General features: G+C 67.4%; 13 protein-coding genes. All 13 read left to right on the top strand.

The window, feature by feature from the left end; all coding sequences use genetic code 11:
* Position 1 precedes the first annotated feature (1 nt).
* The 13 genes from ARC63_RS21035 to ARC63_RS20975 all read left to right on the top strand — a co-directional run bounded on the left by ARC63_RS21035 (position 2) and on the right by ARC63_RS20975 (position 15,570).
* On the top strand, positions 2–1,834 hold the full coding sequence (locus ARC63_RS21035; protein WP_010482456.1) for a chemotaxis protein CheA: 1,833 nt from the start codon (positions 2–4) through the stop codon (positions 1,832–1,834).
* A 101-nt stretch (positions 1,835–1,935) separates the two neighbouring features.
* On the top strand, positions 1,936–2,676 hold the full coding sequence (locus ARC63_RS21030) for a flagellar motor protein (protein WP_010482457.1): 741 nt from the start codon (positions 1,936–1,938) through the stop codon (positions 2,674–2,676).
* Position 2,677: 1 nt separating this feature from the next.
* Positions 2,678–3,694, top strand: a complete 1,017-nt coding sequence (gene motD, locus ARC63_RS21025; protein WP_019338561.1) for a flagellar motor protein MotD — start codon at positions 2,678–2,680, stop codon at positions 3,692–3,694.
* 4 nt (positions 3,695–3,698) lie between these two features.
* On the top strand, positions 3,699–4,481 hold the full coding sequence (locus ARC63_RS21020) for a ParA family protein (RefSeq protein WP_019338560.1): 783 nt from the start codon (positions 3,699–3,701) through the stop codon (positions 4,479–4,481).
* Positions 4,478–5,557: a chemotaxis protein CheW gene (locus tag ARC63_RS21015; protein WP_057504313.1), complete on the top strand. Its 1,080-nt coding sequence runs from the start codon at positions 4,478–4,480 to the stop codon at positions 5,555–5,557. Before ARC63_RS21020 ends, ARC63_RS21015 begins: the two co-directional genes overlap by 4 nt.
* Before the next feature lie 112 nt (positions 5,558–5,669).
* Positions 5,670–5,978, top strand: coding sequence for an STAS domain-containing protein (locus ARC63_RS21010; RefSeq protein WP_014037092.1), 309 nt, complete (start codon positions 5,670–5,672; stop codon positions 5,976–5,978).
* A complete protein-coding gene (locus ARC63_RS21005; RefSeq protein ID WP_005409521.1) occupies positions 5,975–6,340 on the top strand; it encodes a response regulator in 366 nt (121 codons plus the stop codon). Before ARC63_RS21010 ends, ARC63_RS21005 begins: the two co-directional genes overlap by 4 nt.
* Positions 6,341–6,385: 45 nt before the next feature.
* Positions 6,386–8,377, top strand: coding sequence for a chemotaxis protein CheA (locus ARC63_RS21000; RefSeq protein ID WP_057504312.1), 1,992 nt, complete (start codon positions 6,386–6,388; stop codon positions 8,375–8,377).
* A 386-nt stretch (positions 8,378–8,763) separates the two neighbouring features.
* Positions 8,764–11,013: a methyl-accepting chemotaxis protein gene (locus ARC63_RS20995; RefSeq protein WP_057504311.1), complete on the top strand. Its 2,250-nt coding sequence runs from the start codon at positions 8,764–8,766 to the stop codon at positions 11,011–11,013.
* A gap of 158 nt (positions 11,014–11,171) precedes the next feature.
* Positions 11,172–11,945 carry a flagellar brake protein gene (locus ARC63_RS20990; protein WP_057504321.1) on the top strand — a complete coding sequence of 258 codons (774 nt, stop codon included), beginning with the start codon at positions 11,172–11,174 and terminating at the stop codon, positions 11,943–11,945.
* 133 nt (positions 11,946–12,078) lie between these two features.
* Entirely contained in the window at positions 12,079–12,570 is a 492-nt protein-coding gene (locus ARC63_RS20985) for a chemotaxis protein CheW (protein ID WP_010482468.1), read from the top strand.
* A 136-nt stretch (positions 12,571–12,706) separates the two neighbouring features.
* The gene (locus tag ARC63_RS20980; protein WP_010482470.1) at positions 12,707–13,090 is read left to right on the top strand and encodes a hypothetical protein; all 384 of its coding nucleotides are present in this window, start codon (positions 12,707–12,709) and stop codon (positions 13,088–13,090) included.
* Between the two features lie 101 nt (positions 13,091–13,191).
* The gene (locus ARC63_RS20975; protein ID WP_057504310.1) at positions 13,192–15,570 is read left to right on the top strand and encodes a methyl-accepting chemotaxis protein; all 2,379 of its coding nucleotides are present in this window, start codon (positions 13,192–13,194) and stop codon (positions 15,568–15,570) included.
* Positions 15,571–15,751 lie beyond the last annotated feature (181 nt).

Raw genomic sequence — 15,751 nt, 5'->3', positions numbered from 1 at the left:
CATGAGCGCGGTATCCGACGACATCACTGCCGATTTCATCATCGAGGCACAGGAAATCCTGGATCGCCTCGGCGAACAGCTGGTGTCGCTGGAGCAGGCACCGCAGGACAGCGATCAGCTCAACGCGGTGTTCCGCGGTTATCACACGCTCAAGGGCGGCGCCGGATTCCTCGGCGTCACCGCCATGGTCGAGCTGTGCCATGCCGCTGAAGAAGCGCTGGGCGCCGCGCGTGCCGGCCAGGCGGTGCTGCAGGCCCATCACTTCGACGCGGCCCAGCAATCGCTGGACTACCTGCAGTCGATGCTGGATGCAGTTTCCTCCGGCACCGAGCCGGGCTATGCACCGCCGGACCTGATCGCCCAGTTCGACGTACACGGCGGTGCCGTGGCGGCACCCGCCGCCGCAGCAGCACCCGCCGCAGGTGGCAGCGACCTGATCACCGACGACGAATTCGAGGCCCTGCTCGACCAGCTGCATGGTGGCAACGCGCCGACCGCGGTTGCACCGGCGAAGAAGGCCGACGACGGACTGATCAGCGAAGACGAGTTCGAAGCCCTGCTCGACCAGCTGCACGGTGGCGCCGCACCGGGCACCAAGCCTGCTGCCGCCATGGCACCGGCGCCGGCTGCGGCCCCGCGCCCGGTCGCCGCACCGGCACCGGTGGCAAAGCCGGCCGCCAAGCCGTTGGCCGAGGCCGAACATACCGTACGCGTAGACACCAAGCGCCTGGACGCGATCGTCAACCTGATCGGCGAACTGGTGCTGTCACGCAATCGGCTCAAGACCCTGCGTGCACGCCTGCGCGATGAAGAATTGGACCGCGCCGTGTCCACCCTGGACATCGCCACGGCCCGCCTGCAATCGGCGGTGATGCGTACCCGCATGCAGCCGGTGGGCAAGGTCTTCTCCCGCTTCCCCAAGGTGGCCCGCGACGTCGCCCGCTCGCTGAAGAAGGAAGTGGACCTGGAACTGATCGGCGCCGAGACCGAGCTCGACCGCAACCTGGTCGAAGCGCTGGCCGACCCGCTGGTGCACCTGGTCCGCAACGCCATCGACCATGGCGTGGAAATGCCCGACCTGCGCGAGGCGCAGGGCAAGCCGCGGATGGGCCACGTGCGGCTGTCGGCGCAGCAGGAAGGTGACTACGTCAGCATCGAGGTGCAGGACGATGGCGCCGGCATCGACCCCGAAAAGCTGCGCGCCAAGGCACGCGAGAAGGGCCTGATCGATCCGGAAGCGGCCGCGCGCCTGAGCAGCGAGGAATGCCTGCACCTGGTGTTCCTGCCCGGCTTCTCGACCAAGCAGCAGGTCACCGACATCTCCGGCCGCGGCGTCGGCATGGACGTGGTGCAGTCACGCATCCGCGAACTGAGCGGCCAGATCCAGATCCAGTCGGAGCTGGGCCGTGGCAGCCGCTTCCTGATCCGCGTGCCGCTGACCCTGGCGATCCTGCCGACCCTGCTGGTTCAGGCCGGTGAGGACGTCTACGCGCTACCGCTGGCGCGCGTGATGGAAGTGCTGCACGCACCGCGCACGTCGCTGGGCTGGTTCGATGGCCGTGCCGTGCTCGATCGGCGCTCCCACACCCTGCCGCTGGTCGATCTGCGCCAGTGGCTGGATGTGACGCCCGCCGCCTCGCCCCTGCTGACCATCGTGGTGCTGCAGGCCGGCGAAGCGCGCTTCGGGCTGGTCGTGGACCAGGTGCGTGGGCGGGAGGAAGTGGTCATCAAGCCGCTGCCGAAAGCCCTGCGCGGCCTGCGCGGTTATGCCGGTGCAACCTTGATCGGCGATGGTCGCATGGCCTTGATCCTGGATGTGGACGGGCTGCGATGACCCCCGCCGGGCCCTGCCCGGCGACCCGAAAACTGTGACTACCGTCTGTACGCGATCTACCGGTGTCTCAAGTCCCATTCATACACGCCGATACCGGAACCATGGATAGACTCAGCCTCATTGGACTCTTTCTCGCCCTGGCCTCGCTGGTCGGTGGGAGCATCCTCAAGGGCGCCGGCCTGGCGTCGTTGTGGTCGCCTGCCGCGTTCGTGATTGTCATCGTCGGCACCGTCGCCGCGATCCTGCTGCATACCTCGCCGGCAGTGTTCAAGCATGCGTTCAAGATCGTGCGCTGGGTCGTGCGCCCACCGCACAGCGATCGCCGCGAACTGATCCAGCAGATCGTCGAGTGGAGCAACATCGCCCGCCGCCAGGGCCTGCTGGGCCTGGAGTCGCAGGTGGAAGCGCAGCAGGACCCGTTCCTGCGCAAGGGCCTGCAGCTGCTGGTCGACGGCGTTGAACCCGAATCGATGCGGCACATGCTGGAAATCGAACTGGGCAGCCAGGAGCATCAGGACCAGGCCGGCGCCAAGGTCTTTGAAGCGATGGGCATCTACGCACCGACCCTTGGCATCATCGGCGCCGTGCTCGGCCTGATCGCGGTGATGAAGAACCTGGCCGACCCGAGCAAGCTCGGCCACGGCATCGCTGCCGCGTTCACCGCCACCATCTACGGCATCGCCTCGGCCAACCTGCTGTTCCTGCCGGTGGCCGCCAAGCTCAAGAGTGTCATCTCGCACAACACCCGCGACCGCGAGATGGTCATCGAAGGCCTGATCTCGATCGCACAGGGCGAGAACCCGCGCAACATCGAAACCAACCTCTCCGGCTTCCTGCACTGACATGGCCCGCCGCAAGCACCACGAAGAGCACGCCAACCACGAAGCATGGGCGATCCCCTATGCCGACCTGATGACGCTGCTGCTCGCCTTCTTCGTGGTCATGTACGCGATCTCCTCGGTCAACGAGGGCAAGTACCGGATCATGGCCGACGCACTCACCGATGCCTTCGGTGGCGCACCGCGCACCATCAATCCGGTGCAGGTGGGTAACAAACAGGTGCAGGGTGGCGGCTGGGACAGCCCCTCGGTGATCAAGTCCGGCACCAAGATCGGGCCCTCCGCGCCTGCACCGTCGCACGACCCGACCCTGCTGCCGTCGATGGCCTCGCAGATGCGCATGCCGGTGTCGGTGCACAACCAGGAGCAGATCGCGCGCGCCGAGCGCCAGCTCAACAGCATCGCCGACCGCCTCACCGCCGCACTGGCGCCGCTGATCGACCGCGGCATGATCAGCGTGCGCCGCACCGAGCTGTGGATCGAAGTCGAGATCAACAGCGACATCCTGTTCCCGACCGGCTCGGCCGCGCTGGACGTGCATGCGCGGCAGACCCTGGCCAGCCTGGCCGAGGTGCTGCGTGACGTGCCCAACAGCGTGCGCGTGGAAGGGCACACCGACAACGTGCCGATCGCCACCGCCACCTTCCCGTCGAACTGGGAGCTGTCGGCCGGACGCGCCGCCAGCGTGGTACATCTGTTCGCCGACCAGGGCGTGCAGCCGTCGCGGCTGGCGATGGTCGGCTACGGCCAGTTCCGCCCGCGCGAAGAGAACGACAGCGCCCAGGGCCGCAACCGCAACCGTCGGGTGATGGTCATCATCCTGGCCGACACCTCGCATTCGGTGGACCCGCTCGGCCAGCGCCTGAACGCAGCCACCGGCGCCACCGACAGCACCGCTACCGAACAGGCCGCCGCAACTCCGGCCAGCGCCCCCACCTCCCCCATCGCACCGGTGAAGTTGCCGCCGGTGCCGGCTGGCAGCCGCGTCGGCGCCGCCGTTCCCCCGGCAATGAAGGAGTAAACCGATGCGCATCTGGGCAGTCGCCAACCAGAAGGGCGGAGTCGGCAAGACCACCACCACCCTCGCCCTCGGCCGTGGCCTGGCCGCGCTTGGCCATCGCGTGCTGCTGATCGACCTCGATCCGCACGCCTCGCTCAGCCGCGCCTTCGGCGTGCCGGTCGATCCGCCGCCGGCCGGCGTGCTGGAACTGTTCGGCGCACCGCCGGCCGATCTTTCCAGCCTGTGCCATGCCAGCAGCATCCATGGCCTGGACTATGTCTGTGCACAATCCGCGCTGGCCACATTGGAACGCCGCAGCGCCAACCAGCCCGGCCTCGGCCTGGCCCTGCAGAACGCGCTTGCCCGCCATCAGGGGCAGCACGACTACATCCTGCTGGACTGCGCACCCACCCTCGGTCTGTTGATGATCAACGCACTGGCCGCGGCCGACCGCCTGATCATTCCCACCCAGGCCGAGCCGCTGGCTCTGCATGGCCTGGAGGGGATGGTCCGCACCGGCGAGATGGTCGAGCGCTCGCGCCGCCGCCCGCTGCCGATCTCGATTCTGCCCACCCTGTTCGACCGCCGCACCCGCGCCGGCAACGAATCGCTGCGCACGATGCAGGATCGTCACGGCACCCGCGTGTGGGAAGACGCCATTCCCATCGACACCCGCATCAGCAACGCCGCCGGCCTGACCCTGCCAAGCGTTGGTGAGGACTACCCGGGCCGCGGCCTGGCTGCCTACCGCCGCGCCCTGAACTGGATCCTCGGCGAGGATGCCCGCGCCCTGGAGCAGGCCGCATGAACAGCACCGGCGTACTGGACGACTATCTGGACGAACTGCTGGGCGAAGCGATCGCCGTGGCGCCACCGGCTGCACCGCCGCCGGCAAGCGACGAAGCGTGCCCGGCGATTGCAGCGGACGCCGAACGCGAGCCGACCTGGGACGACCTGCCGGCCGAGGTGATCTACGAAACGGAGACTTTTGCTGCTGCCCCGGCAGAGGACGACGCAGCACTGGAAGCCGCCTTCGAGGCCGCCGCAATGCCTGTCGCCGCTCCCGAGCGCGAACCGACCTGGGATGACCTGCCTGACGAGGTGATCCACGAGACGCCCCCCGCTCCGGCTGCCGCCAAGGCAGGTCCGGAACCCACCTGGGACGATCTGCCGGACGAAGTGATCTACGAGACCGATACGGCCGACAGCCATCGCCTCGCCCACACCGACAGCCCCGGCCTGCAGGCTGCATTCGAGGCCGCAGCAGGCGGCGAGGACGTTCCTGCGCCACCACCGGCCGTAGTCGCAGCACCCGCTCCAGCGGCACGCACCGATGCCGCGCCGCCACCGCGCGTGGCCGTGGACGCGCCAGCAGGCAACCGTCCGAACAGCTGGCAGGAACTGCAGGCACAGGCACATCGGCCCGCCAGCAGTCCGCATCCGCAGAACCGACGCGCCGGCGAGCGCACCTCGCGCTGGTTGCGCCTGCGCTGCGGCACCCAGGCCTATGCACTGGAACTGCTGAAGGTGCAGGAAGTGGTGCTGCCGGTGCCGCTGCTGCCGCTGCGCGGCACCGCACCGGCCATGCTCGGCATCATGAACCTGCGCGGCCAGGTCGTGCCGGTGATGGATCTGGGCCTGCACCTTGGAGCCGCGGCCGCCGAAGACGACTCACAGACCCGTATCGTGGTCCTGGAAGAAGACGGCGAGACCATCGGCCTGCGCGTGTCGGCGGTGGAAGATGTCGCCAACCTCACCGATTCGCAGATCGAACCGCCCGATACCGCGCGCATCTGCCAGATCTCCAACGACCTGTTCCGCGGCGTCGCCCGGGTCAGCCAGCGCCCGATGATCCTGCTGGATGCCACGCGGCTGTTGAGCTGAGTCGGCGCTTTGCGCCGACGCGTTGCCTGTCGGGGACGCACCGCGTCGATTCCCCTAAAGAACCCCGCCGGGGTGCCGTTATGGATCACGGAACCGTTTGTCCGGAGCAACGATGAGCACTGTCGAACTGGGTGGGGATCTCGGCATCGAGAGCACCACCGAGCTCAAGAACCGCCTCGCCCCGCTGGTGGCGCAGGCAGGCGAGCTGACCCTGGATGCAAGCCAGGTCGCCCGCATCCACACGGCCGCCGTGCAGGTGCTGTGTGCGTTCGTGCAGGCCCGCCGCGAGGCAGGTCTCGGCACCGGCTTCCACGGTTGCACTGCAACCTTCCGTGACGCCGCGCGCCTGCTGGGCGTCACCCAGGCCCTGGGCCTGGACGTAACCCATGACAACCTGAAATCTGTGGAGAACGCTGCATGAGCGCACGTATCTTGGTGGTGGACGATTCGGCGTCGATGCGCCAGATGGTTTCCTTCGCCCTCACCTCGGCCGGTTTTGCCGTCGAAGAAGCCGAAGACGGCGCGGTCGCGCTCGGTCGCGCCAAGGGCCAGCGCTTCAATGCGGTGGTCACCGACGTCAACATGCCGAACATGGACGGCATCGCGCTGATCCGCGAACTGCGCCAGCTGCCGGACTACAAGTTCACCCCGCTGCTGATGCTGACCACCGAATCGGCCGCCGACAAGAAGTCCGAAGGCAAGGCCGCCGGCGCCACCGGCTGGCTGGTCAAGCCGTTCAATCCCGAACAGCTGGTCGCCACCGTGCAGAAAGTGCTGGGCTGATCGCCCGCCACCGCTCCCCCTCTTCGCTTCCGGACCACCACTGCCATGAGCATGGACCTGCAACGCTTCCACGCCACCTTCTTCGAGGAGAGCCGCGAAGGCCTCGACGCGATGGAGGCTGGCCTGCTGGCCCTGGAATCGGGGCAGCAGGACGCGGAGATCATCAATTCGGTGTTCCGCGCCGCCCACTCGATCAAGGGCGGCGCCGGCACCTTCGGCTTCGATACGATCGCCGGCCTGACCCACGTGCTGGAAACGCTGCTCGATGAACTGCGTGCCGGCAAGCGGGCGCTGGAAGGCCACGCGGTCGACGCCATGCTGTCCTCGGTGGACGTGCTGCGCGCCCTGCTTCGCGAAGCCGAACACGGCCAGGCTGCCGATCCGGCTGCAGTCGCTGCGGTGAAGGCGCGCCTGGAAGCGGTCCTTTCCGGCCAGGCCGCACCGAGCGCCCCCGCTGCCGTCGCGGCCAAGGTGGACGATACGCCGGAAGCCTGGCAGATCGGCTTCACCCCGGCACCGTCGCTGTTCATGAGCGGCAACGACCCGCTGCGCATCATCCGCGAACTGGAGCATCTCGGTTCGCTGCAGGTCGCCGCGCGCATGGAACGCCTGCCGGGCTTCGCCCAGCTCGACCCGCTCGAGGCCCATCTGGCGTGGGATCTGGGCCTGGTCGGCAAGGTGCCGCGCAGCAAGATCGAAGACACCTTCGCCTGGGTACTGGACGACTGCGAACTGGACATCCGTCCGGCCGCACCGCCGAGCCTGGCTACACAGGCGCCCCTTGCAACCGCCCCTTCCACACCGGCTGCCGTCGTACCGGCGGCGCCTGCTGCGCCCGCCACCAGCGGCGGCGCCAGCCAGGAAGCCGAAACCTCGATCCGAGTCAGCGTCGACAAGGTCGATGCGCTGATCAACCTGGTCGGCGAACTGGTCATCACCCAGGCCATGCTCAAGCAGGTCTCGCACGCACTGGACCCGGTCCACGCCGAGAGCCTGTTCGCCGGCCTGGACCAGCTGGAACGCAATACCCGCGACCTGCAGGAAGCCGTGATCGGCGTGCGCATGCTGCCGGTCGATGCGGTGTTCCGCCGCTTCCCGCGCCTGGTCCGCGACCTGTCCAGCCGCCTTGGCAAGCAGGTCCGCCTGCGCACCGTCGGTGAAGGCACGGAACTGGACAAGGGCCTGATCGAAAAGATCGCCGACCCGCTGGTGCACCTGGTGCGCAACTCGATCGACCACGGCCTGGAGATGCCGGACGTGCGTCGCGGCGCGGGCAAGGACGAAACCGGCACCATCACCCTGGCAGCCTCGCATCAGGGCGGCCACATCGTCATCGAAGTCAGCGACGACGGCCGCGGCCTGGACCGCACCAAGATCCTGGCCAAAGCCCACGAACGCGGCCTGGCAGTGCCGGACAACCCTACCGATTCGCAGGTCTGGGACCTGATCTTCCAGCCTGGTTTCTCCACCGCCGATGCAGTCACCGACCTGTCCGGCCGTGGCGTCGGCATGGATGTGGTCCGCCGCAACATCCAGGCGCTGGGTGGCGAGGTGCAGATCGAAAGCAGCCTTGGTAACGGCACCCGCACGCTGATCCGCCTGCCGCTGACCCTGGCCATCCTCGATGGCATGACCGTGGCAGTCGCGGGCGAAACCCTGATCCTGCCGCTGGCCTATGTGCTTGAGGCCCTGCAGCCGCAGGCCGAGGACATCCGCAGCATGGCCGGCGAAGGCCGCGTGCTGCGCGTACGTGGCGAGTACCTGCCGATCCTGTCGCTGAGCGAATACTACGGCTACGGCAACCGTGCGCCGGGCAGCGAATCGCTGGTGGTCGTGGTCGAAGGCGATGGCCAGAAGATCGCGCTGGAAGTGGACGAGCTGGTCGGCCAGCAGCAGGTGGTGGTGAAGAACATCGAGAACAACTACCGCCGCATCGGCGGGGTGTCCGGTGCCACCATCCTCGGCGATGGCCGCGTGGCCCTGATCGTCGACATCGGCGGGCTGGTGCGTTCGCTGCGGATGCCGCAGGCCGCCTGATCTACGTTGCAGGCGCGTACTGGACCGCCGCCCTTCGGGGCGGCGGTTTCTGTTTGTGTTCGCCCTGCCAGTGGGATCAGATTCCATTCCGCAGGAAAGGGATCTGATCGCGGGACGGCACCCCGATACCAAATCGTGAACTCCGTCGACACGATGGCTGCGGGCGTAACCACTTCATCCAAGCGAAGCCGCGTCGCTGCAACGCTTTCGCGCCGTCATCCCTACGCAACCGAATGTGATCTGCGTCCATAAAGTCCATCCGGACTGCGCCGCTATTTCGCTTTGACGGCCGTCACCGAACCCCCACCGGGCACCACCGTTCGCTCTGCAACCACCCCCAAACCGGCGCACAGACGCCGGCACTCTGCCCACCTGGAGCACCCTGCATGAAGTGGTTCCAAGATCTGCCCATCGCCCGCAAGCTGGCCGTGGGGTTCACCCTCACCACGTTGATGACCCTGGTCCTCGGCGCGTTCGCCCTGCTGCGCCTGAGCGAAGCCAACGCGCAGCTGCGCGAGATGGCCGGCAACGATATCCCCTCCGTCCAGCACCTGGGCGAGGCGCGCTCGCAGCTCGGTGAGTTCCGTACCTACGAACTGGCCCAGCTGAGCATGCTGGACCAGCCGGAGAAGGTCGCCGACTACAACAAGCGCATGGACGACACCGCCAAAGCCGTGCATGACGAACTGGCGGCGTACTCGGCGCTGCCGGCGCTGGAGAAGGAGCGCGAACTCTATCGCGCGGCCAGCACGCAGCTGGATCGCTACTTCGCCGCCAACAAGGCGATGCGCGACGCCGTGACCGCCGGTGACGGCGCCCTGGCGCAGCAGATCTCCGACGAGCAGTCGCGCCCGGCACGTCGCGACCTGTTCGCTGCAATGAAGGCACTGGGCACCCACATCGCCGGGCAGATGGACGGCAAGATCGCCGACGCCAACGCCACCCATCGCAACAGTATGATCGCCATCATCGGCTGCATCGTACTGCTGTCACTGGTGGCCGCCGCGCTGGCCATCGTCATCTCGCGCGCGGTCACCGGTCCGCTGGGCAAGGCCGTGCATGCCATCCAGGCAGTTTCCCGCGGCGACCTCAGCGTCAGCACCCAGGCCACCAGCAAGGACGAGGCCGGCAAGATGCTGGCCGCCACCGCGGAGATGACCGCGATGCTGCGCCGCTTCAGCGAGCAGACCCAGCTGATGGCCCAGATGCATGCCGGCCCGGACATCAGCCACCGCATTCCCGAAGACTTCCCGGGCGTCTATGGCCAGCTGGCCAACGGCATCAACACGGTGATCTTCGAACACCTCGATGCAATCGTCGATGCCATTGAAGTACTCAACCAGTACGCCACCGGCAATCTGACCCCGGACGCACGCCGCCTGCCCGGCAGCCGCGCGATCCTGCACGAGTCGATGGATGCGGCCAAGGCCAGCCTGCTGGCCATCAACACGCAGATCCAGCAGCTGGCCTCTGCCGCTGCCGCCGGCGACTTCAGCCAGCGCGGTGATGCGCAGCGTTTCGATCACGATTTCCGCGTGATGATCGAGCAGCTCAACAGCATGATGCAGGTGGCCGACGGCAACCTCGGCCAGCTCTCGCAGCTGCTGCAGTCGATCGCCGCCGGCGACCTGACCGCACGCATGGACGGCCAGTTCAACGGCGTGTTCGCGCGCATGCGTGACGACGCCAACACCACCGTCACCCAGCTGACCCAGATCGTCGGCCAGATCCAGGCCAGCGCTGGCAGCATCACCCTGGCCGCCGGTGAGATTGCATCGGGCAACAGCGACCTGTCGCGCCGTACCGAGCAGCAGGCCGCCAACCTGGAAGAGACCGCTGCCTCGATGGAGGAACTGACCTCCACTGTGCGTCAGAACGCCGAGCACGCCCGCCAGGCCAACCAGCTCGCCATCGGTGCCCATGGCGTCGCCTCGCAGGGCGGTGAAGTCGTCGGCCAGGTGGTCACCACCATGTCCGCCATCGAAGCCTCGTCGAAGAAGATCGCCGAGATCATCAGCGTCATTGACGGCATTGCGTTCCAGACCAACATCCTGGCGCTGAATGCCGCCGTGGAAGCCGCGCGTGCCGGTGAACAGGGCCGCGGCTTCGCCGTGGTCGCCAGCGAAGTGCGCACCCTCGCCCAGCGCTCGGCGGCTGCCGCCAAGGAGATCAAGGGCCTGATCGATGATTCGGTCGGCAAGGTTGCCGAGGGCTCCAGCCTGGTCCACCAGGCCGGCAGCACCATGGGCGAGATCGTGGCCTCGGTGCAGCGCGTGACCGACATCATGGCCGAGATTTCCGCTGCTTCGCAGGAACAGTCGGCCGGCATTGAGCAGGTCAACCAGACCGTGGTGCAGATGGACGAGGCCACCCAGCAGAACGCCGCGCTGGTGGAGGAAGCCACCGCCGCCGCGCGTGCAATGGAAGACCAGGCCGTGCAGCTGGGTGAAGCCGTGGCCCGCTTCCGGCTGGCATCACAGGGCACGACGGCCATCCCGGCACGCCCGCTGGCGGCACCGGTACCGCGCCAGGTTGCAGCCGCCGCACCGGCCGCAAAGCCGGTCCCGGCGCGTACGCTGCGCACCGCGACAGCCCAGCCGGCGCTGGCCGCAGACGGCGACTGGCAGGAGTTCTGATGTACCCGGGGTCGGATCCCTTTCCTTCGGGAAGGGGATCCGACCCCGGACGCATGGAAAGTGATGCAATTCTCACTTCATAATCCGGCACAGTGGCCGATATCCCCATCGAGCCTCGCGCCAACGCGTGCTGGCGCCCGCCCCTGACCGTAGATTCCATGTCCGACGGCAACGACACTGCAGTGCATGATGTCCACGCGGCTGACGCCGCTGACGAACGTTTCCTGGTCCGTAATCCGCGCCAGCTGCGGCAGCTGCTGCGATCGCTGATCGACCAGCGATCACTGATCAATGCGCATATCGACGGCCGCGACCGCTCGTTCCCGACCGCGCTGCTTGAGCTCGACGAGGACGAAGACACCCTGCTGCTCGATGGCAGCCCGCAGGAGGCGTCCAACCGCGCCGCCGAACAGGCCGATCATCTGCTGTGCTTCGCCCAGCTCGAACGCGTGCTGGTGCGGTTCCGCCTGCAGGCACTGCAGCGTGTGGACAATGACGGCCACGTCGCCTTCCGCGCCCCTCTGCCGGACGAGCTGGTCCATCTGCAGCGACGTGAGATGTACCGGCTGGAGACGCCCGTCACCGATTCGCCCCAGCTGCTGGTCCCTGCCGGCGAGAGCCGTGCCGAAGCGCTGTCGATGCGGGTGGTTGACATCAGTGGTGGCGGCCTGGCGGTGGCCGTGCCTACCGACTGCGCGGTGTTCAGCCTGCAGAAGCGCTACCCGGCGGTGCTGTCGCTGCCCGACGGCCCGGACCTGGAGATCGAGCTGGTCGTCTGCAACCTGCTGCCGCAGCTCCAACCCAACGGCATCGAGATCAAGCGCGTGGGCATGCGCTTCGACATCCTGCCACGTGGCGCCGACAGCGCCATCCAACGCTATATCTTCCGCATCGACCGCCAGCGCAAGGCGCGCCGCAACGGCGAGCTGTAGGGCTCGTCCAACCGGTAGTGCCGGCCGCTGGCCGGCAACCTCGCGACAACGCGGGGCCCACACCTAAAGTCCCCCGACGAGGGGCCGATATCGAGCCTGACACCGGGACTTCCGGCAGAACCAGGACCCCTCGATGAACGACAAGACCAGCTCCACCGCCAGCGCCGGTGGCGAATTCCTCAGCTTCACCCTCGGTGCCGAGCACTACGGCGTGGACATCCTCAAGGTGCAGGAAATCCGCGGCTATGACGCGGTCACCCGGGTGCCGGATGCACCGGACTACATCAAGGGCGTGATCAACCTGCGCGGCACCATCGTCCCGGTCATCGACCTGCGCCTGAAGCTGCGCCTGGACGACGCCCGCTACGACGCCTTCACCGTGATGATCGTGCTGAACGTCGACGACCGAGTGGTCGGCATCGTGGTCGACAGCGTCTCGGACGTGATCCCGCTGTCGGCCGAACAGATCCGCCCGACCCCGGAATTCGGCGCCGCCGTCGATACCCGCTTCATCTCCGGCATCGGCACGCAGGACGACCGCATGCTGATCCTGCTCGACATCGAGACCTTGCTGGACAGCGCCGACATGGGCCAGGCCAACGTCGTTGAAGACGCCGCCGCCTGATCAAGCGGACCTGCTTCACGTTCTGGTCACACAACCCTTCAGTTCCCTCCGGCAGTGCCGATAGGGGGACAGAAGCCGGTCGCGCAGGAGCGCGCAGAACCGGAACGACCATCACCATCCCCGGAGATACACCTCGATGAAGTCCCTGCTTGCGTTCGTTTCGGCCGCTGTCCTGGCCACCACCGCTTCCGCCGCGTTTGCCCAGTCGGCCGACATGATCCCGCCGGAACTGGCACCGCGCTCGGTCGGCAAGGACGGCATGGTCTGCGGCAAGGTCGAGAAGGCCCGCTACGCAGAAGGTTCCGAAGGCCAGCCGACCTTCCTGTACATGGGCGGCGCCTTCCCGCGCCACACCTTCTCGGCGCGCATCGCCGGCGAGAACCGCGGCAAGTTCTCCTTCCCGCTGGAAACCCTGGAAGGCAAGACCGTCTGCGTGATCGGCAAGATCCAGCGCGACGCCTCGCGCGCGGAAATCGAAGTCAGCTCGCCGGCCGGCCTGAAGCTGGCCAACATCAAGTAATCCGCTGTCCGTCGAACCACGCCGGACCTGGTGCCGGCGTGGTTTCTGCTGCAACCGGGCCCGACGCCCGGACGCGTCTGCCTTAGGAGATCGCAACGCCCATGCCGTGGATCAACAACCTCAAACTGATGCCGAAGCTGCTGCTGACCTTCGGCGTCCTCCTGCTGGTGATGTTGCTGCAGGGCATCGTCGCCTATCGTGGCCTGCATTCGCTGAACAATGTCACCACCGAGCTGGCGGGTTCTCGCATGGAGAGCATCCGCATGGCCGGCGAGATGCGCGGCATGCTGGGTGAATACCGCAACGCCGCCTACCAGCAGCTGATCCGCGCCAGCGACGACGTCAAGGCGGATGCACGCAAGCAGGGCGTCGAGCTGCGCGCGAGCATGGACAAGTCGATCAAGGAGTATCCGACCCTGGTCGACAACGCGCAGCAGAAGAAGCTGTTCGACACCTTCGCCAAGGAGTGGAAGGACGCCCTGGCCTCCTATGACAGCGTCACCGAGATGCTGGAACTGGACCTGCCGGACGACGCCATCGATACCTTCGTCGGCGAAACCCGCACCAAGCACCGCAAGGCCGCCGCGGCGCTGGAAGCGCTGATCGCCGAAGACAACCGCCTCGCCCGCGCGTCGCGCGAACAGGCCGCCTCCACGTATTCCGCCTCGGCCGTGCTGACCGTGATCGCCCTGCTGGGCGGCGCCGCGCTCGGCCTGGTGCTGGTCTGGCTGTTCGCCCGCGCCCTGGTCGGCAGCGTGCGCGGCGCCGTGTCGGTTGCCAACGACGTGGCCGGCGGCAAGCTCGATGGCCACATCGACGTCAGCCGCCAGGATGAAGTGGGCGAACTGATGCAGGCCATGCAGCGCATGCAGCGCGACCTGCGCGAGCGCATCGAAACCGACCAGGCCGTGGCGCGCGAGAACCTGCGCATCCGTACCGCGCTGGATTACAGCTCGACCGGCGTGTACCTGACCGACACCAGCAACACCATCGTCTACAGCAACCGCGCCCTGCAGCAGACCCTGAGCCAGTACCAGGACGAAGTGCGCCGCGACCTGCCGGACTTCGACGCCCAGGCCTCGCTGATCGGCAAGCCGGTCACCGTGCTTGAACACCGCGGTGAAATGGACCAGACCCTGCTGGGTAACCTGAAGGCACACGGCGTCGCCCGTCGCCCGATGCAGTACGGCGATGCCCAGTTCGCCCAGGTGGTCTCTACCATCCGCAATGAAGGCGGCGACACCGTCGGCTACGTGGTGGAATGGCGCGACCGTACCCAGGAAGCGCAGGTGGAAGCCGAAGTGGCGCGCGTGATCGCCCAGGCAGCCGCCGGCGACCTGTCCGGCCGCATCGATTCCAGCGACAAGGAAGGCTTCTTCCTGCAGCTGGCCCAGCAGATCAACGGCCTGCTGGACGCCAATGCCGGCAGCATCGAACAGATCTCCGGCCTGCTCGCCGCGCTGTCGCAGGGTGACCTGACCGTGCGCATGCAGGGCGACTACCAGGGCGTGTTCGCCCGCATGCGCGACGACGCCAACGCCACGGCCGCGCAGCTGAGCGAGATCGTCACCCGCATCAAGCAGTCCAGCCGTGCGATCAGCTCGGCCGCCGGCGAAATCGCCTCGGGCAACAGCGACCTGTCGCGCCGTACCGAACAGCAGGCTGCCAACCTGGAAGAAACCGCTGCCTCGATGGAGGAACTGACCTCCACCGTGCGCCAGAACGCCGAACACGCCCGCCAGGCCAACCAGCTCGCGATCGGCGCGCATGGCGTCGCCTCGCAGGGCGGTGAAGTGGTCGGCCAGGTGGTCACCACCATGTCGGCCATCGAAGCCTCGTCGAAGAAGATCGCCGAAATCATCTCGGTCATCGACGGCATCGCGTTCCAGACCAACATCCTGGCACTGAACGCCGCCGTGGAAGCCGCACGTGCCGGTGAACAGGGACGTGGTTTCGCCGTGGTCGCCAGCGAGGTGCGCACCCTCGCCCAGCGCTCGGCCGCTGCCGCCAAGGAGATCAAGGGCCTGATCGACGACTCCGTTGGCAAGGTCAACGACGGCTCGGCCCTGGTACACAAGGCCGGCGCCACCATGGGCGAGATCGTCGCCTCGGTGCAGCGCGTGACCGACATCATGGCCGAGATCTCTGCGGCTTCGCAGGAACAGAGCGCCGGCATCGAGCAGGTCAACCAGACCGTGGTGCAGATGGACGAGACCACCCAGCAGAACGCTGCACTGGTGGAAGAAGCCACCGCCGCCGCCCGCGCGATGGAAGAACAGGCCGGCCACCTCAGCGAGGCCGTGTCGATCTTCGTGGTGGACGAAGCCGAGGTCGTGGCCGCCCCGCGCGTCGTCGCTGCCCCTGCCCCGCGCGCCACGGCGCCGGTCGCTCCGGCACCGGTCGCACCGCCGGCCCGGCGCACCGCGGGTGGTCGCCCGATGGCCACCGAACTGGCCGACGGAGACTGGCAGGAGTTCTGATTCCAGCCTGACCTGATCCACGAAGACGCCCTGGCCCTGCGCCGGGGCGTTTTCGTTTACGGGGTATCTGGATATCCAGCCAACGGCGAAGCCCCTCGGGGTGGTCGCGGAGAGCGCTTGGCTACTGAGGGCTGGCCGGGAGGGTGGGTTGCGCAGGGGGCGCCGTAAACCCGTCCCTGGG

Origin of the sequence: Stenotrophomonas geniculata ATCC 19374 = JCM 13324 (assembly GCF_001431625.1) — a bacterium.
Classification (GTDB): domain Bacteria; phylum Pseudomonadota; class Gammaproteobacteria; order Xanthomonadales; family Xanthomonadaceae; genus Stenotrophomonas; species Stenotrophomonas geniculata.
Note: the sequence above shows the minus strand (reverse complement) of the source record. Positions and strands in the feature narration are given on the sequence as shown.